This is a genomic window from Legionella cardiaca (genome assembly GCF_029026145.1).
GTDB classification, from domain to species: Bacteria; Pseudomonadota; Gammaproteobacteria; order Legionellales; family Legionellaceae; genus Tatlockia; species Tatlockia cardiaca.
This window is the reverse complement of sequence record NZ_CP119078.1, coordinates 1,576,067-1,602,493: the sequence shown is the minus strand read 5'-3', so window position 1 is coordinate 1,602,493 and position 26,427 is coordinate 1,576,067. Positions and strand designations below refer to the sequence as shown.

Below are 26,427 nucleotides of genomic sequence, written 5' to 3'. Positions count from 1 at the left end.
TACTATTAAGCCTCTTCTAGAACTTCGTCGGGCATAGTCACATTCAATTCAAGCACTGCGCTATCACCAAGGCGTTCAAGGTTCACACTAACCTGATCACGACTAATGCGGATATATTTCGCAATCACTGCCAGTATTTCCTCTTGAAGCTTTGGCAAATAATCCGGCGTATTTCGCTGAGAACGCTCATGAGAAATAATAATCTGTAAACGCTCTTTAGCTACTGAGGCAGTACTATTTCGCTTTCTTAAATAACTGAATAGGCTCATGCTGGAATATCCTCCTTGTTTTTACTGAACAAGCGGCGCAGCAACCCTTTACGCTCACTAGTAACAAAACGCATGGGCCTACTTTCTCCCAGGAAGCGAGCTATAGCATCCTGATAGGCAAGGCCAGCGTCGCTGGTTTCATCAAGAACAACTGGAGTTCCTGTATTAGACGCTTTTAGTACAGCTTTAGACTCAGGAATTACGCCCATTAGAGGAATGGCAAGAATTTCCTTAACATCTTCTACGGATAACATATCCCCTTTTTCAACACGCTCAGGATCATAGCGAGTGAGAAGTAAATGTTCTTGAACAGGAGGTTGATTTTCTACTGCCCGTTTAGTTTTACTAGCTAAAATGCCCAGGATCCTATCAGAGTCACGGACCGAAGAAACTTCAGGATTGGTTACTACAATAGCATGGTCAGCAAAATACATGGCCATTAAGGCTCCTGTTTCAATACCAGCCGGTGAATCACAAACAATGTATTCAAATTCTTTTGCTAACTCAGCCAAGACTTTTTCAACACCAGCAAGTGTTAAAGCATCCTTATCTCTGGTCTGGGACGCAGGTAAAATACACAAATCCGGTAAACGCTTATCTTTAATAAGCGCTTGATTTAAATTGGCTTCACCGTTAATAACATGAATAAAATCGTACACAACACGGCGTTCACAGCCCATAATGATATCAAGGTTTCTAAGACCAATATCAAAGTCAATGACAACAGTCTTATGCCCACGCATGGCTAAGCCTGAAGAAATTGCTGCTGAGGTAGTAGTTTTTCCTACACCGCCCTTACCTGAAGTGACAACTATAATTTTAGCCAACGTTGAACCTTCCTGTTTAGTCTACGAGTTAAACATTTTCGCTCAGTTTACACGTTAATGTTTGTTCGTTTCAAGCTCAAAGAGTGATATTAGAAAATTAATTTTTCAAATCATAATTTAACTTATTAATTTCGTTTTTTGTAGGCTTATCCTGCTTAAACGATGGCAACTGAATACACTTAAATGAATAATTAAATGTGAAATAAATTGTTTTTTAAGGACTTAAGAAGAAACATGAATTAGTGAATGAGAATTAATAGAATTCACCACGAGTGCTTAGCCTAAATTAAGCGCTTTTTAAAAAAGCCAAAAATCATTAAAATTATAAGCAAGAATTAAGGCAAGAATTAAATATTATTAATAAAAATTTACTGGACTGTGACAAGAGTCCCAGTCCAGTTTTAATTCGAAGATTAATTTTTTTTTGTATATAATTGGCAATTAATACCAGCCATTAGAACCACAGCAAGCAACAGTGTAACTGCCGCAACCGCCGCAAGAAGAGGTCCCACAACACCCACAACTTGAGAGAAGAACAGTAGAGCCAACAATTAACAACAAAAATACTATTTTTTTCATGATAGCATCCTTGCATAGATGATATAAGTTATACAGTTAGTGTTAATATTCAGCATGTTAATAATGATGTCTCACTTTCAGAGTAGTAGGTGAAAGCTATTTATTCAAGTTTTAAGACAATCAAGAAATTATTTTGTCACTATGTAATTACTGGAAACAGCTTTGTTGAATACATTTATATTTAGCTGCCACAATAGAGCTTGCTATAGAAAGAAGGCTCCTGCTGTGAGAATGACCTCACATTTTGCATATAATCCTATGGATAATTTTGCCTGTAATTCTGGGTAAGATTTCTGGATTAATCAGCGTTATATTATATGCTTATCTATAGGTGCTTGCTGTTAAAAGGATTTAAAGATGAAAACATCGCACTTAACTGCAGAGAAAATTATGGATACAGCTCTTTATTTAGCTGAAAGAAGTTCATGGGAGGATTTAAGATTATTCGATATTGCGCAGTTTTTAAATGTTAAATTGACGGATATTTATCCCCACTTTCGCGAAAAGAATGCGTTAATTCCTGCTTTTTTCGAACGTGCAGATAAAGCAATGCTGGAAGTAGCAGCAAAACCTGAAATTCTGAATCTCAGTAGCGAAGATCGCTTGGCACAAGTACTTATTTCATGGTTTAGCAGCATACAGAATCATCACCAGGTTGCGAAGGAGATGATCTGGGGACAATTAGAACCTGGTCATTTGCACGTCCAGCTAAGGGCGCTTTTGCGAGTTAGTAGAACGGTACAGTGGTGGCGAGAAGCAGCACAGCGCTCAACGGTTAATTTTCAACGTGCAATAGAAGAAACAGGCCTAACCGCCATTTATATCGCAACGTTAATGCATTGGTTATACGATAATTCAGAAAAAGCAGTGGAGACTAACCGTTTTCTTGAAAGGCAATTAAAAAGAGCCCATTGGTTTGCAGTATTTTGCAAAAAACTTTGTAAATGCAATAAGGTAGCTTCCTAGGATGTAGTCTAACAGTTCTTACTCGACTCAAAATAGTATAATAATTTTTTTTAACACGGCGGTCCTATCAAAAATGTGACGTCTTTCCGAACGCTGCGAGGAATCTCCTGTCAGTGGCATGATACTATTGGAATGCTACCATTAGGGTCATAGTGAAAGGAGGTGTTTCCGAAAGATAATTTTTTTTATCAATCCTTGGGTCTATAGCATAAAAATCCGGGTGTATCTTCTGACATCAAACTGCTTGTAAAAAACAAAACGTTTAAAGCTAGCGTTAGTCGATGCACTAATAAGGAATCTGCCGCTTAGCGAGAGACTTCTCGCTGCATTTGGAAAGAAGCCCCTTAATAATAGGGAAATTATACATTTTTTAACGTTATCAATTGTGATTTCCTATAATTGTTTGTATAATGTTCGGTTAATTAAATTTCGTAGGGGTGAGGTATGTCACTTTCTGTCGTGCAACAAGCTCTGACTTTCGATGATGTGTTGTTGGTTCCTGCCCACTCGACTGTTTTACCTAAAGAAGTTTCTTTAAAAACCTACCTGACTCGTGAAATAAAATTGAATCTTCCTCTTCTTTCTGCAGCCATGGATACAGTCACTGAGGCTCGCCTTGCCATTGCTTTAGCCCAAGAAGGGGGTATAGGAATTATTCATAAAAATATGAGTATTAGCGCTCAGGCTGAAGAAGTGCGAAAAGTGAAAAAATTTGAAAGTGGTATGGTTAAAGATCCTATTTCAGTTTCACCTCATATTACGGTTAAAGAATTACTTGAAGTCATGGCCAAGCATAACTTCTCTGGTATGCCTGTTGTTGATGGTGATTTGCTAGTGGGTATTGTGACCAGCAGAGACATTCGCTTTGAAACCAATTTTACTTTGCCTGTAAGTGCGGTAATGACACCAAAAGAACGCTTAGTTACTGTGAGGGAGGGGGCTGGAAGAGAAGAAGTCCGCAGCCTGTTGCATAAGCATCGTATTGAAAAACTGCTCGTAGTTAATGAAATGTTTAATTTGCGTGGCTTAATTACTGTTAAAGATATCCAAAAAGCTAAAGAAAATCCTTTTGCCTGTAAAGATGATGCTGAGCAATTACGTGTTGGTGCGGCTGTAGGGGTTGGTGAGGGTACAGATGAACGCGTGGCTGCTTTAGTTGAAGCTGGTGCTGATGTTCTTGTCGTAGATACTGCACATGGCCATTCACAAGGCGTGTTAAATCGTGTCGCCTGGATAAAGAAAAATTTTCCCGATGTACAGATTATTGGTGGTAATATTGCTACAGCTGCTGCAGCACTTGATCTCGTTGAAGCTGGTGTGGATGCGGTTAAAGTGGGAATTGGCCCAGGTTCAATTTGTACTACCCGTATTGTTACCGGAGTTGGCGTACCACAAATCACAGCAATAGCTAATGTGGCTGAAGGACTTAAAGGCCGAGCCCCTCGAATACCTGTGATTGCCGATGGAGGTATTCGATTTTCTGGCGATGTCTGCAAGGCATTAGCTGCTGGCGCTGATACGGTCATGTTGGGTGGAATGTTTGCAGGTACTGAAGAGTCCCCGGGCGAGATTGAACTTTACCAGGGAAGAACTTACAAAAGCTACCGTGGTATGGGTTCTATAGGAGCCATGTCACAAGCCCAAGGTTCAAGCGATCGTTATTTTCAGGATGCCAGTCAAGGCAGCGATAAATTAGTTCCCGAGGGAATAGAAGGGCGTGTGCCTTATAAAGGCCCGGTGCAGACGATTATTCATCAGTTAATGGGAGGATTACGATCCTGCATGGGATATACGGGATGCAATACGATAGAAATGTTGCATGATAAAGCAAAATTCGTCCAAGTCACGAGTGCTGGAATGCATGAGTCCCATGTGCATGATGTGAGTATTACTAAACAAGCTCCCAACTATCAAATTGACAATTAATTATGAGAAATATTAAACAAAAACCTTTAATTATTCTTGATTTCGGTTCGCAATACACGCAATTAATTGCAAGAAGGGTGAGGGAGATTGGGGTTTATTGCGAAATCCATCCTTATAATCTTGACGTTGAAATGCTACAAAGTTTAAATCCTTGTGGGGTTATCTTGTCTGGTGGACCTTCTACCGTAACTCATGAAGCAAATCCCAGAGCACCTGAATGGTTGTTTAAGTCAGGGTTACCGTTACTCGGAATTTGCTATGGCATGCAAACGATGGCTGTGCAGCTTGGTGGTGAAGTGCAGTCGTCTAATATTCGTGAATTTGGTTATGCTGAGTTGCGTTTACATAGCCATAGTCCTTTATTGGAGAATATTGAGGATAGAACAACAGACGCAGGTGAGGCCTTACTTGATGTATGGATGAGTCATGGTGATAAAGTGACTCGTTTACCTCCAGAGTTTGACGTAATTTGTGAAACTCGAAACGCTCCTATTGCAGGAATGGCACATAAATCTCAACATTGGTATGGTTTACAATTTCATCCTGAAGTGACTCATACATTACAAGGACTCCGTATTTTACAACGCTTTGTCGTTGATATTTGTCAGGCGCAAACAAATTGGACTGCAGATAACATCATTGAACAAGCGATTCAAACTATTCGCCAACAAATTGGCGAAGACAAAGTACTGCTTGGGCTTTCTGGTGGTGTGGACTCTTCCGTGGTAGCTGCATTGCTACACAAAGCTATTGGCGACCAACTGATTTGTGTATTTGTTGATACAGGCTTATTACGCTTAAATGAAGCAGAACAAGTCATGACCATGTTTAGTGAGCATATGGGAATACATATTATTACTGTTAACGCAGAGGGGAAATTTTTAAATGCATTAGCAGGTGTGGATTGCCCTGAGAAGAAAAGAAAAATTATTGGTCATACATTTATTGAGATATTTGACGAAGAAGCACTGCGTTTAACCGATATTAAATGGTTGGCGCAAGGAACGATTTATCCTGATGTTATTGAATCAGCAGCCACGCAAAACAACGGTGCTTCAATGGTTATCAAATCACACCATAATGTCGGTGGTCTGCCAGAAACATTGAAATTAAAATTATTAGAACCTATTCGTGAGTTATTTAAAGACGAGGTACGAAAGATTGGTCTTGAACTAGGCTTACCTTATGACATGGTTTATCGCCACCCATTTCCAGGCCCTGGATTGGGAGTGCGCATTTTAGGCGAGGTTAAAAAAGAGTACGCTGATATTTTGCGTCAGGCTGATGCTATTTTTATTGAGGAATTAAAGGAAACGGGTTTATATCATAAGGTAAGCCAGGCTTTTGCTGTTTTTTTACCCATTAAAAGCGTTGGAGTAATGGGAGATGGCCGTCGTTATGATTATGTGATTTGTCTCCGGGCTGTTGAAACTGTTGATTTTATGACAGCTCATTGGGCCCATTTGCCATGGGACTTTTTAGCTAACGTTTCCAATCGCATCATTAATGAGGTTGCTAATGTGTCTCGAGTCACCTATGACATATCTGGAAAACCACCTGCGACGATTGAATGGGAATAAATGACTCTTTTTGGATGGCGAAAGCCTATAAACTTGCATTAATTGCCAAAGAGCAAAATGAGGTTCCTGTTGGTGCTGTTCTAATCGATGCAAATAATAATCTACTAGGTAGTGGATGGAATCAAGTATTACAGAAAAATGACCCTTGCGCGCACGCTGAACTTATAGCAATCCGAGAAGCGGCAAAGAACTGCTGCAATTATCGCTTATTGAATACAACCCTCTATGTTACGCTGGAGCCCTGTGTTATGTGCGCAGGAGCTCTTGTTCATGCACGTGTAAAACGTATTGTTTTTGCAACACGCGATTTTAAAGCTGGAGCCGCAGGGTCAGTTTACAATTTATTACAGGGCTACCCTTTAAACCACCAGATTCACATTGATGAAGGCGTTATGCAGCAAGAATGCGCAAGCTTATTAACGGATTTTTTTAAAGAGAAACGAGAATAAGTATTAGATTACTTCTTCGCTAAATAATTCACAAATCAGCATTTGCTTTAATTTGGCTTTATCTTCTTTATCTAACAGCTGGCCTGTTTTTGTAGTAATAAAAAACATGTCTTCCACACGTTCACCAAAAGTTGCAATTTTAGCATTATGCAGGGTGATATTTAGAGTTAGGAAAACACGGCTGATAGTGGCAAGTAAGCCGGGGCGATCGGTGGTAATAAGAAATAGACGAGTGTGATGAAGTTGACTGTCATCACTAAAACTTATTTGAGGTCTTAAATTAAAATGAGCTTGAGTACGAGAAACTCGACGTCTTGTTATATTAGGTAAGTCTTTCGTATTTGCTAATTGTTTAATAAGTGCTTCTTGAATTGTAACAATGCGTTCTTCATCAAAAAAAGCTTGATGTTGCTCATCAAGAATAATGTAAGTGTCTAAGTCATAATTATTATCACAAGTTAAAATCGTTGCTTCTTGAATAGTTGTATAATAATTACTTAAAACTGTCGTTGTAATAGTAAAACGCTCATCCCTATGAGGCATATAAATAAATACCTCCGTGCCGCCTTGGCTGTGATGAGGCATAATAAGCACCAGGGGATATTTTTTACAATTGAAAATAGCTTTTGTATGCCTTGCGATAACTTCTGCAGGTTCATGTAAAAAATATTTGCTTTTGAAGTTAATCCATAATGCTTCAATATTTTCTTGAGAATAGCCTGCTTTAAGAAGGATGCTCATGGCCTGTTTTTTCCGAGAAATTATAACGGCGGTTTCATCAACCAAATCTTTTTCTTGTAGTGCTAACTTTGTTGCCTGGTATAATTCTTTTAATAGCGAATCTTTCCAGGTATTCCAAAGTTTTTGGTTTGTAGCACAAATGTCTGCAACGGTAAGTAAATAAAGATACTCAAGGTATTCTGCGTGAGGTAAGAGACTACAAAATTGTTGAATAGTTTTAGGATCATAAATGTCTTGTCGTTGTGCAGTCTGTGACATTAATAGATGATTTCGCACGAGCCATACTAATAATTCTCGCTCATGATTATTGAGGTTATGACGATAGGCGAATTGGCTGGCTTCCTCTGCACCTAATTCGGAATGATCGCCTCCTCGTCCTTTAGCTATATCATGGAAAAGTGCAGCTAAATAGAGAATTTCACGTTGTTTGATCGTAGGCATTAATTGTGCTGCCAAGGGGAATTGTTCTGCATATTCCGGTTTAAGGAAGCGAGCAAGGTTACGAATAACAAACAGCGTATGTTGGTCAACGGTATAGACATGAAATAAATCATATTGCATTTGACCGGTTACAGCAGCAAAACAATCCAGATAATGACCTAAAACCCCATAGCGATTCATGTGATGCAATGCTTCATAAGGATCTTCTGCTGTTTTGAAAATGGAAATAAAGCAACTGGTAGCAGTTTTTGAGGTACAAAATCTTTTATTAAATAAATAAAGATTTTGACGTATTAAACGAATTGTACTTGCGCGGACACCTTCAATATGAGGTTGTTTAGCTATCCATAAAAATAGTTCAAGTAAGGTGAGAGGTCTTTGGGAAAATAATTTCGAATGTTTCACCTCAATGTAATTATTTGCCAATTGAAAATTATTATCTAAGGGAGTAATTCGTTGTTTTTGATGGTAAACGATGGCTTCAGCAAACCATTGCAATAACATTTCGTTTAGTTCGCGAATCCGCTTAATAATTTTAAAGTAGGTTTTCATAAATTGTTCAATGGCTAAAGAATGCTCTTTATCCGTAAAACCGAACAATTTGGCTAATTTAACCTGATAATCAAACAATAATCGCTCTTCTTGTTTTTCGGCAAGCATATGCAAGGCAAAACGGACTCGCCAGAGAAAATGCTGACAAAGGATTAGTTCTTCATATTCTTTATCGGTAATAAAACCACTCCCAATTCCCTCGGCTAGTTTATTAATATTGAAATGACGCTTACCAATACTCACTAAAATATGCAGATCACGCAAGCCACCAGGACCATTCTTTACATTGGGCTCCAAATTGTAAGCAGTTTCTCCATATTTGGCATACCGTTGGGTTTGCTCCTCTTTTTTGGCAAAAAAATAAGTGGAACTGGGCCACATGTGTAAAGGATGAGTTTTATATAATAACTCCTCCATTAAAGCTCCGCGGCCGCCAATTAAATGCATATCGAGGATGCTTGAAATGACACTTAAATCGCTACTGGCGAGCTCTGCACACGCATCAACAGTAGTAATTTGGTGGCTAATATCCAGACCAATGTCCCAGCAGTCTTGAATAAAAGCTTGGGCACGTTGAGAGTGCATTTTAGAAATAGATTCTGAATGGAGTAAAAGCAAATCAATGTCTGAATGAAGTTGGAGTTCCCGACGTCCATAACCCCCTAAAGCCAATAGACAAAATTTATTACCAAGATGTAGACTGTTCTGATGAAAGAGAGTGAGAAGTATATTATCAATAAAATTAACCAGTTTATTGGTCACTGTGGTAATGCTGGCGTTCTGACAAAATTCCTTGCACAGATCTTCCTTGAACTGCTTAATTGATTGTTTTAAGGCACGATTATCGTTCTTCATTACGTAAAGTCAAAATTTCCACACCATCATCGGTTACTAATAAAGTATGTTCCCATTGTGCGGAAAGACTATGATCTTTAGTAACTACCGTCCAATTATCGGGAAGTAGTCGAGTATGATGTTTTCCCACATTGATCATAGGTTCAATAGTAAAGGTCATACCTGTTCTTAGAATTTCTCCTGTCCCGGGGACACCATAATGCAAGACTTGAGGATCTTCATGAAAAATCCGACCAATTCCATGTCCACAATATTCGCGAACAACGGAACAACGGTTTTTTTCAGCAAATTGCTGAATGGCATGACCAATATCACCTAAACGAACACCTGGTTTGACCATGTTAATGCCAATCCATAAACATTCATGAGCAACGCTAACTACATGTTTTGCCTTAATTGATGGCGAGCCGACAAAAAACATTTTGCTCGTGTCACCATGATAGTCATCTTTAATCACTGTGACATCAATATTAATAATATCACCATCTTTCAATGCTTTTTTACTGGGAATTCCATGACAAACAACATGATTGATAGAAGTGCAAATCGATTTAGGGAATCCGTTGTAGTTTAAAGGGGCAGGAATAGCTTTTTGTTCATTAACTATGTAGTCATGACAAATTGTATTTAGTTCGTCAGTAGTAACCCCTTCTTTAACGTAGGGGCCTATCATTTCTAGAACTTCAGCCGCAAGTTTGCCTGCGACACGCATTTTTTCAATTTCTTCCGGGGTTTTAATTGTTACTGCCATGGTTTAATCCGCAAAAGTATTAATAGTAACACAAGCGTTCTTAGTCGAACATAATTACAGAGATTCTATTAATTATAAAAGAAAAATAACAACTTCCCCATAAATGCTAAAGCAAATGTGAATTTAAATTTGTAAAACTATTTTAGAAACGCATCAGGAGCACATCAAATAAAAAAAGCCCCCACCAGGGGGCTTAAATATTAGCATTGATGGTGCATGCGTTTTTCTTCCCATTGTTGCATCATTTGCTTAAACTGTGACTTTTGTTGTGTATTAAGAAGGCTATAAATTTGTTGTTTTGCTTTAATTTTAGCTTTCATCATTTGTGCTAAAAGTTCTTTCTTTTGATCTATTAAGCTATTTAATTTTGAATCATCCATGGTATCAGATGTAACCAATTCATGAATTTGGCTGCGAATAGATTTCATTTGATCCCAGTTTGACTTTAAAGTTTCTTTCAATTGGCTTTTGATGGCATTGATTTTAGTTTGTTGAGTAGCATCAAGATTTAAGGAACTCATCATCTTATGCATACGATCAGCACAACCACAACCTGATGCCTTATCAGAAGAGCTTGTAGATGAGGTAGTCTGTGTTGATGTAGCTGAGTCTTGGCTTGTAGCTGTAGCGAAAGCAGCCTGACCCATGACAAATGATAAAACTAATGCGACTAGCGATAATCTTTTCATTTTACTATCCTTAGTTAAGTTATTATTAGAACCTTCCAGCACGATTATAGACACTGATTTTTATTTTTTCCTCAAAATCAGGTGCAAATATAATAAAAAAAAATGAAATAAAGTCAATGTCATTGCTGATTTAGCTGCATTGTGGTATAAATACCGCGCTTTTAACGACACACACGTTTCGTCACATGCGGTGGGGTCCCAAAAGGGTACTGTATGGGAAACGTGGAGGCTTAACCCTGGAGAAATTTATATGAACGTTAGTATGCGTGAACTTTTAGAAGCGGGGGCTCATTTTGGCCACAGAACCCGTTTTTGGAATCCAAAAATGGCTCAATACATCTTTGGATCAAGAAATAAGATTCATATCATCAACTTAGAAAAAACATTACCTATGCTGAATGATGTAGTGAACTACGTAGGTCGCTTAGCATCAAACAAAGCAAAGATTTTATTTGTTGGCACTAAGAGAGCAGCACAAGACAGCATTCGCGAACATGCAACGCGTTGTGGTATGCCTTATGTAGACCATCGCTGGTTGGGTGGTATGTTGACCAACTGGAAAACAGTTCGTCAATCAATTTTCCGTCTGAAAGAATTGAAAGAAATGCGAGATAAAGGCGCATTCAGCTTGATGATTAAAAAAGAAGCTTTAATGCTAACTCGTGAGTTGGAAAAATTAGAGCGTGGTTTAGGTGGTATCGAAGATATGGGCGGATTACCAGATGCCCTTTTTGTAGTTGACGTTGGTTTTGAACACATTGCTGTTGAAGAAGCTCGCCGCTTAAAAATTCCCGTCATTGGTATCGTTGATACAAACAATAGCCCAGATAACATTGATTACGTTATCCCTGGTAATGATGATTCTATGCGTGCAGTCGATATTTATGTTCGTTGTGTTGCAGATGCTATTCTTGATGCAAAACAAGGTAACACAGTCGGTGGTGTGCCATCAGATGCTGAATTTGTTGAAGTCCCTGCTAATAATAAAGAAGAAGAAAAAGCTGCAGGTGAGTAATTAACTTTTAAAGAGGAGGGGGGCGTTGATTTATTAACGTACCCCCTTTTTGCTATATGGAGGGGTAAATATGTCAATTAGTGCTGCATTAGTAATGCAATTACGTGAGCGCACAGGCGCCGGTATGATGGAATGTAAAAAATTCTTGATTGCTACAAACGGCGATATTGAACAGGCTATCATTGAAATGCGTAAAGCTGGACAAGCTAAAGCGGATAAGAAAGCTGATCGCGTAGCTGCAGAAGGTATTATTGTAATTGCTCGTTCCACAGATGGTCGTTCTGCTGTTATGCTGGAAATCAATAGCGAAACTGATTTCGTCGCCCGGGATGAGAACTTTACTAACTTTGCTGGCAAAGTCAGCGAAACAGCATTGGCTTCTTCTGTTAAGAGTATTGAAGAATTGTCAAATCAAAACTTGATTGGCAGCAACATAACGGTTGAACAAGCTAGACAAGAGTTAGTTTCTAAGATTGGTGAAAATATTAAACTTCGTCGTATTGAAAGAATGTCTACTGATGGCGTAGTTGGCCATTATTTGCATGGCACGCGTATTGGTGTCATCGTTAACATGAAAAATGGTGATGAAACATTGGCGAAAGATATCGCTATGCATATCGCTGCCAGCCGTCCAATGGTTGTCAATCGTGACCAGGTTTCAGCTGACGCAATTGAAAATGAGCGTGAAATCTTTACTGCTCAAGCGCGTGAAAGCGGTAAGCCACAAGAAATTATTGATAAAATGATTGAAGGTCGCATCAATAAGTTTGTTGATGAAGTGAGCTTATTAGGGCAACCTTATGTCAAAGATCCTAATAAGAAAGTAAGCCAATTGTTAAAAGAAAAAAATGCTGAAGTAATTTCTTTTACACGCTTTGAAGTTGGCGAAGGTATTGAGAAGAAAGAAGATAATTTCGTTGAAGAAGTAATGGCTCAGGTTCGTGATTAATGATGAATTCCAATCAATCGCAATTAAAATATAAACGTATCCTGCTTAAATACAGTGGTGAGGCGTTGATGGGAACGGCTCAGTCTGGAATAGATCCATCAATTCTTGATCGCATGGCTAAAGATGTAGCCGAACTGATAAGCATGGGTGTTGAAGTCGGTATTGTAATTGGCGGCGGCAATCTGTTTCGCGGTAAAGCTTTGTCGAAAGCAGGTCTTGGTCGCGTAACTGGTGATCATATGGGCATGCTTGCCACTGTTATGAATGCTTTGGCTTTGCGTGATGCTTTAGAGCGTATTGATTTGCCAGCACGCATTATGTCTGCAATCCCTATGTTAGGGGTTGTAGACCCTTACCATAGACGTAAGGCAATTACTCATCTGCGCAACGGACATGTAGTAATTTTTGCTGCTGGTACTGGAAATCCATTCTTCACTACTGATTCTGCTGCTTGTTTAAGAGCAATTGAAGTGGGTGCGGACGTTGTGTTGAAAGCCACTAAAGTGGATGGAATTTACTCAGCAGATCCACTTAAAAATCCAGACGCTATTCGTTATGATTATCTAACTTATAAGCAAGTTTTAAGTGAAGGACTTGAGGTAATGGACTCTACGGCCATTTGCTTATGCCAGGATCATGGTATGCCTTTACAGGTATTCGATATGGCAGCCCCAAATGCGCTAAAGAAAATTGTTCTCGGTGAAAGGGTTGGGACCATAGTAGGAGCAAACCATGATCAATGATATCAAGCAGGACGCTGAAAAGCGGATGAAGAAAACTATTGAAACTTTACAACATGATCTGACTAAAATTCGCACTGGGCGTGCTAATGTTAGTCTTTTAGATCATGTCCATGTTGATTATTACGGTAATTCTACACCATTGAATCAAGTCGCTAATGTTACCGTTAGTGATTCACGTACACTATTGGTAACTCCTTGGGAAAAATCAATGGTTGCTGCTGTCGAAAAGGCGATTCTAACCTCTGATTTAGGGTTAAATCCTGCAACTGCTGGAAATGCCATTCGTGTTCCTATGCCTCCTTTAACAGAAGAGCGACGCAAGGAAATGATTAAAGTTGTAAGGGGTGAAGGTGAGCAGGGACGTGTAGCGATTCGTAATATCCGTCGTGATGCAAATCACCAGCTTAAAGAATTAGTTAAATCTAAAGATATCTCTGAGGATGATGAGCGTCGTGCTGGAGATGTTATTCAAAAATTAACTGATAAATACATCGCTGACGTTGATGCGTTATTAGTTATCAAAGAAAAAGATTTAATGGAAATTTAATAAGTCGTGGAAGTCTTGATAAATCAAGACTTCCAATTTACCCGTAGTTACATCCATATTCCGCCGAGCTTACCTCACTATTTTTTCTTGTAGCCAATTTATCAGGTATTCTTGAGTTTCAGAGGGTGCTTGATCAATACTTTGCATGCAGACGAAGGTGACATTGCGCTTATTCTGTGCATGATTCAAGCGAGATTTTATTTTTTTTAAAGAATGACAAGCGCCATTGACCATTATAGTTTGATGATAATTTGAATCGTAGAGAACATGATTGTTCTTAATATCTAAATGAACCATGAGTGGAATACTGGATACCTGATCGGGATGACGGAAGGGATAGCGAATGTTTTTATGAAATAGTTCAGGATTTTGCGCGATGTAATCATTAAAAGTTTTTTTAATTAGAGGAAATGGGGCGTGAGGTAAAAGATAAAATTGCCTATTGCACCCAGCTAATTTCGCGCTATTTTCTTGCCAGGCTCTGTGGGGATTGTTTTGAGGTTTTTCTACGGTCTTTCCCAGCAAGAAAGATAGACGTTTTTTAATTAAATAGTGCCATTTCTGTTCAAGTTGAACCTTCCATTTTCCGCGCAGAATCATGCGATTATTTTTAAAAAAGTCATCGGGAGTAACATCACGAATGATAAAGAAATCATCGTTTAAATAGAGAAATTGATTAGATAATCCTTTTATCTGCCAGATTAACCATTCGATGCTGAGGCTATTAAATACAGGAGTGGTTGAGCCAAACTCAAGCAGCAAATCATTTTGGTCAATAATTTTAATTTTGCCTCCCAGTGCTGTGCCTTGCAAAGCCGCTACGGTAGGAGGTGTTTGCTGATTAGTGATTATGTAAATAGTTCGTAGCCAGGGAGCAAAGCGTCCTAATGCGTGCAAGCAATAATGAATTTCATTGTGCTGCTGAATACGTGTTGGTTCTACAGCAATATTTTGCTCAATTCCTTGTTGGTTACAGTATGCTTTTAATTTTTGTTGATATACGGGATCATAACCATCAACCCACGAAATAACCGCGTCAATAGGCTCCATTATTTATTCCAGTTAATCAAAAAATCGTTAATACTAGCCCTAAATTGTTTAAAATTAAAGTTAGATGAATATTCTTCTATTTTATGAAATTAAATTCTTAATGGAACATAATCAGGGAAACAAAATAAAATAATGATAATTCCCAATGTCATGGCAAATTTTCATACAACCCCTAGGAATCCTCAACGCAGTGAGGGGCTCTGCAGTGCAAATATTAGAGGTGCTAACTCTGAAAAGGCGGAAAATTTTAATAAAAGGTTAAGGCTATTGCTGTAAAATAATTCAAATATTTATCAGTTCGCCTCTAATATGCCATTCAAATTTTTTAATAAAGACTATCTCAAAACACCTCTTGGCATGAGTGGTACAATTAAAGTCATAAATAATTCTCCACGTATAGTGAAGGCTAATGAAATTCACCAATTACTGCAAGATAAAAATTGTCCATCCAGAAAAGGGGTGAAGGTTCTTCGCTTTTTGCTAAGAACAGATGGCGAGCTTGTGTTTGCTTTTGAAGGCTTTCCGTCCGGACCTGTTCCAGCTCACTGGCAAATGACAGAGGTTAATACTCCATGGGAGGCAAAATGTATAACGGCGGGTAATGCATTTTTTGATGAAAACAATGTTTTACAACGTATCAATCATAAAAGTGGAGATTTTAGGCCACCTTTTGACTCGTTGCAATTTGTTTTTCCGAAGCTGGTTAAAGATAAGCTCCCATTAGCTAACACCCTGGTGATTCAAGAGTTAGACAATGCGGGTGCTACAAAAAATAAGTATAAAGTTTCAAGGGAAGATATTTTCACTTTTTGGGGATTGCAATCGTCAATAGAACAGGAAAATATTGATTTAAAACTTTTAGAAGAGTTTCGTAATAAAAAATTAGCACTTAATAAAAAAAATCAATTTGGTACTGATTATAATGATTCTATTCTGAATTTTTACACAAAAGCAGTTGAAATACGAAAATCAGGCTCCTCCATAAAAGATATATCACAACAGTTAAAGCAGCTTGCACATGACCAGTTTCATCATCGGCACAGTACAAGACGTTTGATTGCGGATACATTAATGATAATTGGCTTTATGTTTGGCGGTTTAGGTTTATTGGTGGGGCTAAGTCGGGTAGCTACAGGTCGTTCTTTCTTTTTTAGTGGCGCAATGACAGCACGAGAAAAAGATTTTGCCCAAAACTGGCTTAATAAGGAGATTGCGCATAAAGGAGATGACGCGCAATTATTCAATTCTCTTATTTTGTCCGGCTCCTTATAATTTATAAAAAATTATACAAGAGGTGTTGGCTTTTTTTGCAAGAAAGAGAAACTTACCCGAAATAATAAAACTTCAAGAATCTTATCTGGCCTTACAAATATTAATTAGGTTCTCAATGTTTAACTTTAGCGACATATCCCCACTTAGCATCCCACAAGAGCTTTTTCAGCTTGTTGTGTTGCTTAAGAATATCTAATAAAGGATTTATTGATTCATGCTTGGTTGCAAATATAATAAGATTCGCTGATTTTTTAACAGGCACAGCTATAATAGAGTTTGGGAAATTTTTTTTAATAAGCTGAAAGATAGGCCACTGTTCATGAAGATTTGCCAAATTAACCGCTAATATCCCATCCGGTAGTAAAATACGCTTACAATGATTAAAAAATTCTTCAGTATTACAATGAGCAGGAAAGGTATCATCGGTAAACAAATCAATGAGAAGATGTTGAAAAAACCGATTGGTTTCCTGAACGAATAGTTGGGCATCTTGATGAATAATTTCGATATTAGATAGTTTATCAAGCATAAAAAAGCGGCGCGCAATATTAATGATATCGATACTGTATTCCACAACAGTAAGTTTAAGCTCTTTCTTGTATGAAAGTGCGTGAGCGGCTCCGGCACCGCCTAATCCAAACATGCAACAGTTAGTGGGCTTAAGCCTCACAAAAAGAGTGAGAGGATCAATATAGTAAAGGCCAGGTCGGTGTGGAAAATAACGATTTAACAGTGTTTGCAAAGCATTGCTATTAAACTTAAGCCAACGAAATAACAAATTTTGAAAGACCCGTATTCCCGTCGGAGACTTATAGATGCATTTACCATGAAACGTTTTCCACATAGCTAACCGCTTGTCTCTCGTTGGAAGGGATAAAGAGAATCTAACGCTAATAAACGGCTTAATTCATCTAAAGCAGTCAAACATTCATTCATAAATAATGGATCAGCTAAGTCATCAACATGAAGTTGGGTACGATAATGACGTGTAACCCAGGCTTCTAGATTAGCTAATAGTTTTTCATTAATCAGGATGCTTTGATGCATTGCCTGTAATTCGATTTCATTTAAAGGAACTCGCAAACGAAGGCATGCAGGACCTCCACCGTTACGCATACTTTGTTTAAGGTCGAGATAATGCACTGTTTTAATGGGGTTAGAATCGTCAGCAATAAGCTTATCAATCACTGATTTTGCATAATAATTTTGTTCGCATTCAGCAGGAGCAATTAACACCATTAATTTTTTACCCCCTTGATTGGGCAATGTGATGAGTTGGGAATTAAAAAGGTAGGTACTAACTGCTTCAGTGATGCTAAGTTGCTCGCGCTTAATTTCAATAATATTCAGAGGGAAATTCGCTTTTTCCTTTAGCTCTTGCAAAATCTCTGCCTGATTAATAAACGCATCCTCATGAATTAGTAATACCGATTCATTAGCAACACCGATGACATCATTATGAAAAACTCCTTGATCAATGGCTATGGGATTTTGACATGCAAAGACTACCTGCTCGGGCTTTAACAAATGATTTCTGGTAATCGCTTGGGATGCTTCCAAAGTTTGGCGTGCAGGATATTTGGATGGTCCGGTGTCATTGTGACCTCCCAAGGCTCGTCGGCCATAAACAAATAGATTAATTGCAGGACTTTCATGATTTGCACATAATCGGTTGTGATTAGCTGCGCCTTCATCGCCAATGATTGTCGTCCTGGGAAGTGGAATATGATGCTGGAAATAGTTGCTATCCTGAAATAAACGTTTTAACAAATAATACGAAAAATCTGCCTCCTGATGGCGATGCAGATTACTAATCAAGTTTGCAGCGGTGAAATGAATACGATTATCAATTGTATCAACACTTGCAGAAACTGTTGCTGCATTCGCAGCCCACATACTTGATGCGGAATAACAAGCGCTAAGTAGTTCGGGAGCATGACGATATACACTCTGGATTTGTTGAGCAGGGCTTCCCTTAAATCCCAACTGATAGAGTAAATGCAAATTAGGTCGTTGATGCGGGGGCAATAAAGCTTGTTTTATCCCTGCTTCATGCAATAGTCGCATTTTAGCAAGTCCTTGAAGCGCTGCGGCTTGTGGATTCGAAAGGCTCAAGGCATTCGTAGTTGAAGCAAGATTACCTGCCGATAAACCTGCATAATGGTGAGTAGGTCCAACTAAACCATCTAAATTTAATTCAAAAACTGCCATAATCTATTCCAATTGAATTCCTGGTACTAATTGCGCTGGTATGGCTAACTGAGACTGTTCCAAACTGGCAATAGGGTAAGCGCAGTAGTCTGCTGCAAAATAGGCGCTTGGGCGATGATTCCCGCTACATCCAACGCCACCAAAAGGCAAATTACTGACAGCACCCGTGGTGGGTCTATTCCAATTAATAAGCCCGGCACGGATTGTATGATAAAATTGCTGATAATTTTTTTCATTATTGCTTAGTAAGCCCGCAGCCAGACCGTAGCGAGTACTATTGGCCAAGGCTAATGCCTCATCGAAACTGTCATAACGATAAACCTGGCAGAGTGGAGCAAAAATTTCATCATCAGGTGCATTAATAACTTCAGTCATATCAATGATGCCCGGAGAGAGAAAACCTGTATTCTTTTCCAGTAGTGTCATCTTTAATAGAGATTGGCCACCCAGTTTAATTAATCCTTCCTGTGCCTTAAGGTGCATGAGAGCATGTTCATGGCTGATGACAGGGCCCATAAAGGGCTCAGGCTGTTGTGTGAAAGGAGCAATTTTAATTTGCTTACAGGCATTAATGAAATGCGCTAAAAAGGTGTCGCCTGCATTATTATTAGGGATAAAAACTCGTCTTGCACAGGTGCATCGCTGGCCAGAGGTTATCATGGTGGATAATAAAGTATGGTAGATTGCTGCATTAAGATTTTGAATTGTGTCAATGACCAATGGATTGTTTCCGCCCATCTCAAGAGCCAATATAACGTCAGGTCTGTCACTAAAGGATTGATGAATTTTTCTCCCGGCATGATAACTGCCGGTAAAATAGACCCCTTGTATATCGGTTGCTAATAAGGCTTGTCCACTGCTCACCCCTCCCTGAACACAATTAAGTACGCCCCGTGGTAAGCCACTCTCATGCCAGCACTGCATAATAAATTGTGCCACGGCAGGGGTTAATTCACTTGGTTTATAAATCACGGTATTGCCAGCTAAAAGAGCAGGTACGATATGACCATTACTTAAATGTGCAGGAAAATTAAAGGCGCCGAGCACTGCTACTACTCCATGAGGTTTGTAACGAAGCCAGGCTTTTGCATCAGCTGTATCAGACTGTTTTTCAGCGTTGCGCTCCTGATAGGCTTGAATAGAGATATTTATTTTGGCAATTACCGAATTAACTTCTGTTTTAGCTTCCCATAATGGTTTTCCTGTTTCTAAAGCAATGAGATAAGCCAGTTCATGCTGTTTGGCTTCGACTTCTTTCGCAAAATTCTGCAAATAAGTTACGCGATCAGCAAAACTTAGTGATGACCACCGAGGAAGAGCAAGATGTGCTGCTTCACAAGCTGCATTAACTTCCTCTATGGTTGCATGATTACCCTGCCAAACAAGACTATCATCCGCTGGATTTTTGGAAAAAAAAGCTTCTCCTTCTCCTTGTATCCAGTTACCGTCAATATAATGAATTGCTGTATTACTTTGATGGCTTTTTCTCATGTTTGGGCTCACTGTAAATGGTTTGTTCTTCAACCTGTAAAGGGGCTATGCGTACACAATCGCCACGTTTCACTTCTAGCAATTCAGCTGTTTTCCTGCTAATGATACAAGATTCCTGTTGTTCATTGAAAATTGCCTGGCTGATAGTGGCGCGAAAATCAAGTTTAGTGTTGGCCAACAGAAAACGTTTGGAACTTACTTCATCACTAATGCTTTTAACCGTCATAATGCGGCTGGTCACGATTGTGCGAATTTGATTACGCGGTGCTTCAATGGTAGGGCCGGCATCAAAAATATCGATATAAGAATTATAGCGAAAGCCTTCCCGCAATAAGATATTCATTGCAGGAACTGTGGATTGATGTGGTTTACCAATAACTGCTTGTGCTTCTGGAGCAAGAAGTTTCACGTAAATAGGATTTCTTGGCATTAAATCAGCAATAAACTGTTTGTTTGTTGAGATAGTTAAACGATCTGCTTCAGCAAAGGGCATATGAAAAAAATGCCTGCCTACATTATCCCAAAACGGTGAATGTCCCCATTCATCTGAGATTCCACGCATTTCTGCAATGACGATAGGTGCAAAACGATTTGGGTAATGTGCCATAAATAGAAACCGTGCACGTGACAATAACAAACCATTGCTACTATGTCGGTAACTGGGCTCTAAGAATAGAGTACAAATCTCACTTCTTCCCTGGTTATCATTGACGAGACTTAATACTTCATAATCACTACGAATATTAAGCGAATGGCTAATGCGCGTACGTTTGGAAACCTTGTAAGAATAAAAAGGTAAGTCGTGACCCGTAGCTGCCTCAATCCCCGATGTACCTACCACTTGGCCAGTTTCCAGATCTTCAAGAACAAATAAATAGTATTCGCTTATGGGATGATTAATCGTTTTTTGAAAAGAAGTGCAAGCCCAATGCAGCCGTTTGCGTAATAGCTCTTTATCCTTAGGTAGAGTAGTCATGCCGATCCCACAGTGTTCGGCTAAATGATGAATTGCATCGAGATCAGTGTCACGCGCACTGCGAAATAACATCATCGTTGTATTTCCTCAAGTCCACCTTGTGCCAAGTCAAAGAGTAGAAGAGCACTAAGTGCTGAACGTTCGACAAGGCTGTCTAATAAAATATATTCGTTGGGACTGTGAATGTTTCCACCCCGAACACCCAGGGTATCGATAACGGCCATGCCATGTTTCGCAAGATTATTGCCATCACAACAACCACCGCTGTCTTTCCAATTAATGGTTAAATTAAGCCGATGTCCTAATTTTTGGATTCGTGAAAATAGCTTTTGTGTTGCTGGGCAAACTCGTTTCACGGGTCGGCCGAAGGTTCCATGCAGGGTTAAAGAGTAATCTTCACGTTTCATTTGATTAATGATGCGATTCAATTGCTCTCTCACCCATGCTTCATCTTCAGGATGACCGATACGGACATCCATTTTAATAACTGCTTTGTCAGGGACGACATTTAATGCCCCGCCACCAGCGATTTTACCTATATTAATAGTCACATCGTCTCGTAATCCATTAAGTGCATGAATAGCAACAATAGCCTCCGCTAAATAAGAAATTGCATTCCGTCCTTGATAAAATGATCGTCCTGCATGTGCTGTTTTACCTGTAGCTACTAACGTTAGTTTGCCACTTCCACGGCGATTTTTTGCCAAAGTACCTTCGGGATCCATTGCTGGTTCATACAGAAGACCCGCTTGATAATTTTTAGCGATTGCCTCGTATAAAATACTGGATGCAGGAGAGCCAATTTCTTCATCCGCATTAATAACAACATCCCAACCTAATTCACGGGCGGCTGGCATTTCTTCAAAAGCTTGCAAAGCATGCAGTACAACGATTAAACCTCCCTTCATATCGGCCACACCAGGCCCATTAATATGGTTTTCATTAACATAAATTAATTGTTGAAAGGGATCGTTGACTGCATAAACTGTATCCATATGTCCTGCCAAGAGAATACGGCGTTTTAACTCGGGGCGTTTGCGAATTAAAAGAGCATCACCACATTGTTGCAATGAGGTTTCTCCTCTCATATTAATAGTATTAATGGTAGGAAATTGGTGGATTTGCATATCGTCAGCCAGAGGCTTAAATGTTTTTTCCAAGACCTTAAGCATAGTAGCTAAGCCTTGTAAATTTTCTGTACCTGAATTGATCTCACAAAATTGGTGTAATTGCTCTATCATGAGCTGTTTATGAGCATTCAAATAAGGTAGTAATCCATTTAAAGCTTGATCCATGTCGATATAACTCTTTTACAAAGCTTATGACATTAACGGAAAATTCCTGCCTTAGCAACCTTGTTACTACACTGGTGCGTAGGATGTTTAACTAATGGATCAAATGATATAAAAGAGAGTTTAATGGAACGCCTCAGCATCAGTTTCACTTTCGTCCTCAACAGGAGATGTTTTTACTTTCAAATGGTGAAGTTGTTCTTTCATATTATTTTGTATTTCTTTTCGTCGTTGAGATTGTGTCCCTGCTTTAAAAGTAGCGATCCCAGAATTTATCAATTCTTTTGAAAATCCTAAAGAGGGTAAAAATAAAATTGCACCAATTAAAGTTTTCATAATCCCAGCTAACATTTGTAGCTTGGGTGAATGAATGACAAGCTTATCTGCCAAAGCAGAATAAGCTTCTATGTTCTCTTCATTAGGGTTTAAGGTTATCTGGGGAGTACGTACCGCTGCCTCAAGTAATAATCGTTTTCCACTGACACCAATGTTTTTTTGTGACTTAATTTGCTCCAGAATATGAAGGCTCTTATTGATTAGCACTGCAGAAGGGTGCACTTCGTCAGGATAGTCAGCATTTGCCTTCCTTAGTTCTTGAATTCCTTGCTCAACCCTTAAATTTAATAAATCTTTAACGCGATGATGAGGGCAGTTAACGTCACGCCATTCAATAAGCCAAGCTTTATTTGTGTTTGTTTTAAGTTCGTCATAATTGGCATTTACATAATTATTAACCGCATTCCAAATAATTTTTAAGTGATGGTTCATACCGCGAGCTTTAACCATTGCAGGGGCTGCATGCAAAGCACATTCAAACTCTTCCCTCGTCATAGGGGCATTTATTTTAGGAGGTGTTTGTTCTTCAAATGATTTTAGTAGGTTGTAATAGGCTGAGGAAACACCGCCGCGGTCAATGGCATCTTTACAGGAAAAATTAATGCTCTGTGGTTGAAGCGCTTTAATAATATGATTAGTTAGCTCGAACTTAATAAAATGAAACCAGATAGCCTGTTTCTGAGCACTAGACATGGGTGTTCCTGGTGTAATACCCATGACCTTAAAACTCTTATCTAATAGTTTTTTGAGTTCGTCTTTTTCAATTTCCTTTGTGTACTCTCCATTGGCATTTTGAAATGCCAATTGCCGTACATTATCACTGATATAAAAATCTTTAATTGTTTGACCAGAGTTTGAATCCTGACTGGCAATCTTGAGAAACTCATCGTATACGACAGCATAGTCATGGCTGTCTCTGACTTTTCTATAGTGACCTCCAGACATTAAACCTTTATCTGCAGGCAAAGTAATAACTGCAATATTAGGATGCCGCTCTTCAAGCTGATGAAGTTTCCTTGTTAGCGCACTTTCTTTCCTGCCTTCTGCGTCTGTTCTGTCTAGACCAAGATTATTAAAATAGATATGAGTTATCTTAGAATCACTTGCTGCCCGCTCTGCTTTAACTTGTAACCATCTTTCAAATAGTGGGCTAACACGCTCAATGCCTTGATCACGCTGTCCTTGAGTACCAAAACGATATTCGCGAGGGCGAGAGTCATCCTGTGTATAACGATATTTACGCAGCGTTGCTAAGCTTGTGGTATGTTGTGGCTTAAAATTATCCGAGATCATGGCTGTAAAACGACCGAACAGTGAGCCGGCTTGTGCAGGAGATTGTGCGTATTTATTTATTTTCGTTCCCCTATCCTTTAATGCATTAGAAATAGAACCTTCAATTGCATTATTAACGGGAGTATGGCTTAGCGGAATATTCTTTATTACTTCAAAGGTTTCACTAAGGATGTCATTATCATTGTCATAGATAGAAAAAATAAAATCGTTCAGTTCTTTTAATTCAGGCAGGGGATCGCCTAAAGACTTTATATAAATTTGTAAAAAGCGCTCTGACTCGGAGATTTCTTGCGTATCAAGTGAAGCAAATTGTTCAATCTGGGCTTGTTTGCGAGCTAGCTCATATTTTGGAATATCATAAATTTTTTCAATATTAGTTTCTACTTCTGTGAAGAAATTCGTATAGACATCGGCATAAGCAAAATCAGGATTATAAGTGGTTTGATATTGTATTGTTTGCAGACTATTTGCTAAAGCAGGAGAGAGATTTGATAACACAATGTTGCTTAATTTTAATTGTTGTAAATAAGAGAAACAATTTTTATTATGTAAACTATCGCTAGTCATTTTTATTGTTTCTTCAATACCACGCGACATTATTGGCCCTCAATTTCTTTGTGTGCTTAATTTATGGTATAAGCCAGAATTTAATTATTGATTTTTAATTACCTATGGACAGACTTGTGCATTCATTAATAAAAAATACTCATCCTCAATGGCACCCTATATTAAGTAGTGCTTTGCAAATGGTCAATAAAGATTATTTGGTTAGTTTGCAGCAAAATCAGGATTGGTTGCCCGGTCTTAATAATTTATTTGCTGCATTTAGCTTGCCATTGCAAGATACGAAATATTTATTACTTGGCGAGTCGCCTTATCCCCGTCCTGAATCAGCCAATGGTTATGCATTTTGGGATAATTCGGTACAAAACTTGTGGAGTAAAACTGGCCTTAGTAAAGAGGTTAATCGGGCCACTTCATTAAGAAACTGGATTAAAATGCTCCTTGTGGCTCGGGGTGATTTAAAAAATGATTTGTCGCAACCAGCTATTGCCGCATTAGATACATCCCTTTTTTGCCAAACAGCGAGCGATTTTTTTACAACTTTAAAGAAAAAAGGTTTTTTATTATTGAATGCTTCTTTGGTTTTTAAAAAAGGGGAAGTACGTTTACACGCTCGTGCATGGAAGCCTTTTATGAATAGTTTGTTAGAGCAATTAGCAGCGCAGAATTCTTCTATAAAATTAATTTTATTTGGCAATATTGCCAAGGAAATTCCTCAGAACAAGATTTTTTCTTGCTTAATTGCAGAGCATCCTTACAATCTAAGTTTTATCAATAACCCACAAGTGTTGGAATTTTTTAAACCTTTGGACTTACTTAATCGCTATGAATAACAAATCAACAGTTGATCTGCAAGAAGTTGCAAAATTTTCGCAACATGCTGCGCATTGGTGGGATAAAGAAGGTCCTCTTAAAACCCTACATGATATTAATCCTTCTCGCCTTGAATTCATCACGCAAACCTGTGATTTAATGGATAAAAATGTTCTTGATGTAGGTTGTGGAGGCGGTGTTTTATCAGAAGCTATGGCAATGAAGGGCGCTCGTGTTACTGGGTTGGATGTAACAGTCGAGACACTAGAAGTCGCAAGAAATCATGCACAAACCAGTCAATTGGCTATTGATTATGTCTGCTGCCCGATTGAGGAGTATGAAATGACAGGGTTTGATGTAATTACTTGCATGGAAATGTTGGAGCACGTACCTGATCCACAGTTAATTATTACGCATTGTGCCCGTTTACTAAAACCTGGTGGTTACCTATTTCTTTCAACAATCAATAGAACACTTAAAGCGTATACAACAGCAATTTTAGCTGCTGAATATTTATTGGGGCTGTTGCCTAGGCAGACTCATGACTTTAACAAATTTATTAAACCAAGTGAATTAGCCAGCATGATAAGAGGTGCTGATATGGATTTATTAAATATTACAGGGATGACCTATAATCCATGGACCCGTACAGCCAAATTACATCACGCAGTTGATGTTAATTATTTGGTTTCTTGTTTTAAGTCTTGATTTTTCTTTTCGGCATAACGCTGTTGGTATCGCTGATGGGCATATTTTGCTTGTTCTTCAGTGACTACATCGACTTCATTACCAAAAAGATCAACGCGAGCAACGTTGGGTTTTTGACAATTTAAATAAGCAGGTGATGAACTGTAATAACTTAGAGCCTCTCTCAGCGCCTTTTTGCTGAAAGGTGGCGTGTCTAAGCGTTCGTAGAAATCAATAATCTCATCAAATATTCCAATTTGCAGTGGTTTAACCTGATTTCCCTTTTTGAAAAAAGCGCTAGGAAAATGCTCTATTAGCCAATCAATAATTTGCAATTTATCTTTTTTGACACTTTCAGGTTGCTGATTCATTGTAATCTCAGAAGGCAAATTAAGTGCAACTAAACTACCATAATTCATAGCTTTGGCAAGCGTGTTTAGTGATTTTAATAGTAAAAATTTAATTCAATAAGCAAAGTCCTTGCAAATATAATATTATTTAAAACAGATAATTGGATGCGCTGATTGTTCAATATGCCAATAGTATCTAGCGATTTAACTTAT

General features: G+C 38.6%; 25 protein-coding genes. 11 read left to right on the top strand and 14 right to left on the bottom strand.

The window, feature by feature from the left end; all coding sequences use genetic code 11:
• Nucleotides 1-5: 5 nt before the first annotated feature.
• From minE to PXX05_RS06915, 3 genes are all read right to left on the bottom strand, one after another.
• Nucleotides 6-269, bottom strand: a complete 264-nt coding sequence (gene minE, locus PXX05_RS06925; protein ID WP_275090332.1) for a cell division topological specificity factor MinE — start codon at nt 267-269, stop codon at nt 6-8.
• Nucleotides 266-1,096 (bottom strand): septum site-determining protein MinD, encoded by an 831-nt coding sequence (gene minD / locus PXX05_RS06920; RefSeq protein ID WP_275090331.1) that lies wholly within the window; start codon nt 1,094-1,096, stop codon nt 266-268. Before minD ends, minE begins: the two co-directional genes overlap by 4 nt.
• 441 nt (nt 1,097-1,537) lie before the next feature.
• Nucleotides 1,538-1,675, bottom strand: a complete 138-nt coding sequence (locus PXX05_RS06915; RefSeq protein WP_275090330.1) for a hypothetical protein — start codon at nt 1,673-1,675, stop codon at nt 1,538-1,540.
• A 357-nt stretch (nt 1,676-2,032) separates the two neighbouring features.
• Between PXX05_RS06915 and PXX05_RS06910 the strand changes: the two genes are divergently transcribed.
• The 4 genes from PXX05_RS06910 to tadA all read left to right on the top strand — a co-directional run bounded on the left by PXX05_RS06910 (nt 2,033) and on the right by tadA (nt 6,596).
• Nucleotides 2,033-2,641: a TetR/AcrR family transcriptional regulator gene (locus PXX05_RS06910; protein WP_275090329.1), complete on the top strand. Its 609-nt coding sequence runs from the start codon at nt 2,033-2,035 to the stop codon at nt 2,639-2,641.
• Between the two features lie 444 nt (nt 2,642-3,085).
• Nucleotides 3,086-4,567, top strand: a complete 1,482-nt coding sequence (gene guaB, locus PXX05_RS06905; protein WP_275090328.1) for an IMP dehydrogenase — start codon at nt 3,086-3,088, stop codon at nt 4,565-4,567.
• A gap of 2 nt (nt 4,568-4,569) precedes the next feature.
• A complete protein-coding gene (gene guaA, locus PXX05_RS06900; protein WP_275090327.1) occupies nt 4,570-6,147 on the top strand; it encodes a glutamine-hydrolyzing GMP synthase in 1,578 nt (525 codons plus the stop codon).
• Nucleotides 6,138-6,596 carry a tRNA adenosine(34) deaminase TadA gene (tadA, locus tag PXX05_RS06895; RefSeq protein WP_275090326.1) on the top strand — a complete coding sequence of 153 codons (459 nt, stop codon included), beginning with the start codon at nt 6,138-6,140 and terminating at the stop codon, nt 6,594-6,596. The genes guaA and tadA overlap by 10 nt, the downstream gene beginning before the upstream one ends.
• A gap of 3 nt (nt 6,597-6,599) precedes the next feature.
• On the opposite strand, the gene glnD is transcribed toward tadA, so the two are convergent.
• The 3 genes from glnD to PXX05_RS06880 form a co-directional block, all read right to left on the bottom strand.
• Nucleotides 6,600-9,185: a [protein-PII] uridylyltransferase gene (glnD, locus tag PXX05_RS06890; protein WP_275090325.1), complete on the bottom strand. Its 2,586-nt coding sequence runs from the start codon at nt 9,183-9,185 to the stop codon at nt 6,600-6,602.
• Entirely contained in the window at nt 9,172-9,936 is a 765-nt protein-coding gene (gene map, locus PXX05_RS06885) for a type I methionyl aminopeptidase (RefSeq protein ID WP_275090324.1), read from the bottom strand. The genes glnD and map overlap by 14 nt, the downstream gene beginning before the upstream one ends.
• A gap of 200 nt (nt 9,937-10,136) precedes the next feature.
• Nucleotides 10,137-10,625 (bottom strand): Spy/CpxP family protein refolding chaperone, encoded by a 489-nt coding sequence (locus PXX05_RS06880; protein ID WP_275090323.1) that lies wholly within the window; start codon nt 10,623-10,625, stop codon nt 10,137-10,139.
• A 250-nt stretch (nt 10,626-10,875) separates the two neighbouring features.
• Between PXX05_RS06880 and rpsB the strand changes: the two genes are divergently transcribed.
• The 4 genes from rpsB to frr all read left to right on the top strand — a co-directional run bounded on the left by rpsB (nt 10,876) and on the right by frr (nt 13,879).
• Nucleotides 10,876-11,640 carry a 30S ribosomal protein S2 gene (gene rpsB, locus PXX05_RS06875; protein ID WP_275090322.1) on the top strand — a complete coding sequence of 255 codons (765 nt, stop codon included), beginning with the start codon at nt 10,876-10,878 and terminating at the stop codon, nt 11,638-11,640.
• A gap of 70 nt (nt 11,641-11,710) precedes the next feature.
• Nucleotides 11,711-12,589: a translation elongation factor Ts gene (gene tsf, locus PXX05_RS06870; RefSeq protein ID WP_275090321.1), complete on the top strand. Its 879-nt coding sequence runs from the start codon at nt 11,711-11,713 to the stop codon at nt 12,587-12,589.
• A complete protein-coding gene (gene pyrH / locus PXX05_RS06865) occupies nt 12,589-13,332 on the top strand; it encodes a UMP kinase (RefSeq protein WP_275090320.1) in 744 nt (247 codons plus the stop codon). Before tsf ends, pyrH begins: the two co-directional genes overlap by 1 nt.
• The gene (gene frr, locus PXX05_RS06860; RefSeq protein ID WP_275090319.1) at nt 13,322-13,879 is read left to right on the top strand and encodes a ribosome recycling factor; all 558 of its coding nucleotides are present in this window, start codon (nt 13,322-13,324) and stop codon (nt 13,877-13,879) included. The genes pyrH and frr overlap by 11 nt, the downstream gene beginning before the upstream one ends.
• Before the next feature lie 69 nt (nt 13,880-13,948).
• Here the strand turns inward: frr and PXX05_RS06855 are convergent, their stop codons facing one another.
• Nucleotides 13,949-14,929, bottom strand: coding sequence for a Stealth CR1 domain-containing protein (locus PXX05_RS06855; RefSeq protein WP_275090318.1), 981 nt, complete (start codon nt 14,927-14,929; stop codon nt 13,949-13,951).
• A 309-nt stretch (nt 14,930-15,238) separates the two neighbouring features.
• Between PXX05_RS06855 and PXX05_RS06850 the strand changes: the two genes are divergently transcribed.
• On the top strand, nt 15,239-16,201 hold the full coding sequence (locus tag PXX05_RS06850) for a hypothetical protein (protein WP_275090317.1): 963 nt from the start codon (nt 15,239-15,241) through the stop codon (nt 16,199-16,201).
• A 112-nt stretch (nt 16,202-16,313) separates the two neighbouring features.
• Here the strand turns inward: PXX05_RS06850 and PXX05_RS06845 are convergent, their stop codons facing one another.
• The 6 genes from PXX05_RS06845 to PXX05_RS06820 all read right to left on the bottom strand — a co-directional run bounded on the left by PXX05_RS06845 (nt 16,314) and on the right by PXX05_RS06820 (nt 24,397).
• Complete coding sequence (locus PXX05_RS06845) at nt 16,314-17,045, bottom strand: spermidine synthase (RefSeq protein ID WP_275090316.1); 732 nt, start codon at nt 17,043-17,045, stop codon at nt 16,314-16,316.
• A 2-nt stretch (nt 17,046-17,047) separates the two neighbouring features.
• Nucleotides 17,048-18,412 (bottom strand): N-succinylarginine dihydrolase, encoded by a 1,365-nt coding sequence (gene astB, locus PXX05_RS06840; RefSeq protein WP_275090315.1) that lies wholly within the window; start codon nt 18,410-18,412, stop codon nt 17,048-17,050.
• Between the two features lie 3 nt (nt 18,413-18,415).
• A complete protein-coding gene (gene astD, locus PXX05_RS06835) occupies nt 18,416-19,903 on the bottom strand; it encodes a succinylglutamate-semialdehyde dehydrogenase (RefSeq protein WP_275090314.1) in 1,488 nt (495 codons plus the stop codon).
• The gene (gene astA / locus PXX05_RS06830) at nt 19,881-20,954 is read right to left on the bottom strand and encodes an arginine N-succinyltransferase (protein WP_275090312.1); all 1,074 of its coding nucleotides are present in this window, start codon (nt 20,952-20,954) and stop codon (nt 19,881-19,883) included. Before astA ends, astD begins: the two co-directional genes overlap by 23 nt.
• Nucleotides 20,951-22,174 carry a hydrolase gene (locus tag PXX05_RS06825; RefSeq protein ID WP_275090311.1) on the bottom strand — a complete coding sequence of 408 codons (1,224 nt, stop codon included), beginning with the start codon at nt 22,172-22,174 and terminating at the stop codon, nt 20,951-20,953. The genes astA and PXX05_RS06825 overlap by 4 nt, the downstream gene beginning before the upstream one ends.
• Before the next feature lie 120 nt (nt 22,175-22,294).
• Nucleotides 22,295-24,397 (bottom strand): hypothetical protein, encoded by a 2,103-nt coding sequence (locus PXX05_RS06820; protein WP_275090310.1) that lies wholly within the window; start codon nt 24,395-24,397, stop codon nt 22,295-22,297.
• Between the two features lie 74 nt (nt 24,398-24,471).
• Here PXX05_RS06820 and PXX05_RS06815 point away from each other — a divergent pair, with 74 nt between their 5' ends.
• Nucleotides 24,472-25,197, top strand: a complete 726-nt coding sequence (locus PXX05_RS06815) for a uracil-DNA glycosylase family protein (protein WP_275090309.1) — start codon at nt 24,472-24,474, stop codon at nt 25,195-25,197.
• Nucleotides 25,190-25,885 carry a bifunctional 2-polyprenyl-6-hydroxyphenol methylase/3-demethylubiquinol 3-O-methyltransferase UbiG gene (ubiG, locus tag PXX05_RS06810; RefSeq protein ID WP_275090308.1) on the top strand — a complete coding sequence of 232 codons (696 nt, stop codon included), beginning with the start codon at nt 25,190-25,192 and terminating at the stop codon, nt 25,883-25,885. Before PXX05_RS06815 ends, ubiG begins: the two co-directional genes overlap by 8 nt.
• On the opposite strand, the gene PXX05_RS06805 is transcribed toward ubiG, so the two are convergent.
• Nucleotides 25,858-26,235, bottom strand: coding sequence for a ProQ/FinO family protein (locus tag PXX05_RS06805; RefSeq protein WP_275090479.1), 378 nt, complete (start codon nt 26,233-26,235; stop codon nt 25,858-25,860). The genes ubiG and PXX05_RS06805 overlap by 28 nt on opposite strands.
• Between the last annotated feature and the right edge of the window lie 192 nt (nt 26,236-26,427).

Coding starts and splice junctions, on each gene's coding strand:
- guaB (WP_275090328.1), top strand. CDS start 3,086: ATGTCACTTTCTGTCGTGCAACAAGCTCTGACTTTCGATGATGTGTTG.
- PXX05_RS06910 (WP_275090329.1), top strand. CDS start 2,033: ATGAAAACATCGCACTTAACTGCAGAGAAAATTATGGATACAGCTCTT.
- PXX05_RS06805 (WP_275090479.1), bottom strand. CDS start 26,235: ATGAATCAGCAACCTGAAAGTGTCAAAAAAGATAAATTGCAAATTATT.
- tadA (WP_275090326.1), top strand. CDS start 6,138: ATGGGAATAAATGACTCTTTTTGGATGGCGAAAGCCTATAAACTTGCA.
- PXX05_RS06850 (WP_275090317.1), top strand. CDS start 15,239: ATGCCATTCAAATTTTTTAATAAAGACTATCTCAAAACACCTCTTGGC.
- ubiG (WP_275090308.1), top strand. CDS start 25,190: ATGAATAACAAATCAACAGTTGATCTGCAAGAAGTTGCAAAATTTTCG.
- astD (WP_275090314.1), bottom strand. CDS start 19,903: ATGAGAAAAAGCCATCAAAGTAATACAGCAATTCATTATATTGACGGT.
- PXX05_RS06820 (WP_275090310.1), bottom strand. CDS start 24,397: ATGTCGCGTGGTATTGAAGAAACAATAAAAATGACTAGCGATAGTTTA.
- PXX05_RS06815 (WP_275090309.1), top strand. CDS start 24,472: ATGGACAGACTTGTGCATTCATTAATAAAAAATACTCATCCTCAATGG.
- astA (WP_275090312.1), bottom strand. CDS start 20,954: ATGATGTTATTTCGCAGTGCGCGTGACACTGATCTCGATGCAATTCAT.
- glnD (WP_275090325.1), bottom strand. CDS start 9,185: ATGAAGAACGATAATCGTGCCTTAAAACAATCAATTAAGCAGTTCAAG.
- astB (WP_275090315.1), bottom strand. CDS start 18,412: ATGGCAGTTTTTGAATTAAATTTAGATGGTTTAGTTGGACCTACTCAC.
- PXX05_RS06825 (WP_275090311.1), bottom strand. CDS start 22,174: ATGGATCAAGCTTTAAATGGATTACTACCTTATTTGAATGCTCATAAA.
- PXX05_RS06880 (WP_275090323.1), bottom strand. CDS start 10,625: ATGAAAAGATTATCGCTAGTCGCATTAGTTTTATCATTTGTCATGGGT.
- pyrH (WP_275090320.1), top strand. CDS start 12,589: ATGATGAATTCCAATCAATCGCAATTAAAATATAAACGTATCCTGCTT.
- guaA (WP_275090327.1), top strand. CDS start 4,570: ATGAGAAATATTAAACAAAAACCTTTAATTATTCTTGATTTCGGTTCG.
- frr (WP_275090319.1), top strand. CDS start 13,322: ATGATCAATGATATCAAGCAGGACGCTGAAAAGCGGATGAAGAAAACT.
- rpsB (WP_275090322.1), top strand. CDS start 10,876: ATGAACGTTAGTATGCGTGAACTTTTAGAAGCGGGGGCTCATTTTGGC.
- map (WP_275090324.1), bottom strand. CDS start 9,936: ATGGCAGTAACAATTAAAACCCCGGAAGAAATTGAAAAAATGCGTGTC.
- PXX05_RS06915 (WP_275090330.1), bottom strand. CDS start 1,675: ATGAAAAAAATAGTATTTTTGTTGTTAATTGTTGGCTCTACTGTTCTT.
- tsf (WP_275090321.1), top strand. CDS start 11,711: ATGTCAATTAGTGCTGCATTAGTAATGCAATTACGTGAGCGCACAGGC.
- PXX05_RS06845 (WP_275090316.1), bottom strand. CDS start 17,045: ATGTGGAAAACGTTTCATGGTAAATGCATCTATAAGTCTCCGACGGGA.
- PXX05_RS06855 (WP_275090318.1), bottom strand. CDS start 14,929: ATGGAGCCTATTGACGCGGTTATTTCGTGGGTTGATGGTTATGATCCC.
- minE (WP_275090332.1), bottom strand. CDS start 269: ATGAGCCTATTCAGTTATTTAAGAAAGCGAAATAGTACTGCCTCAGTA.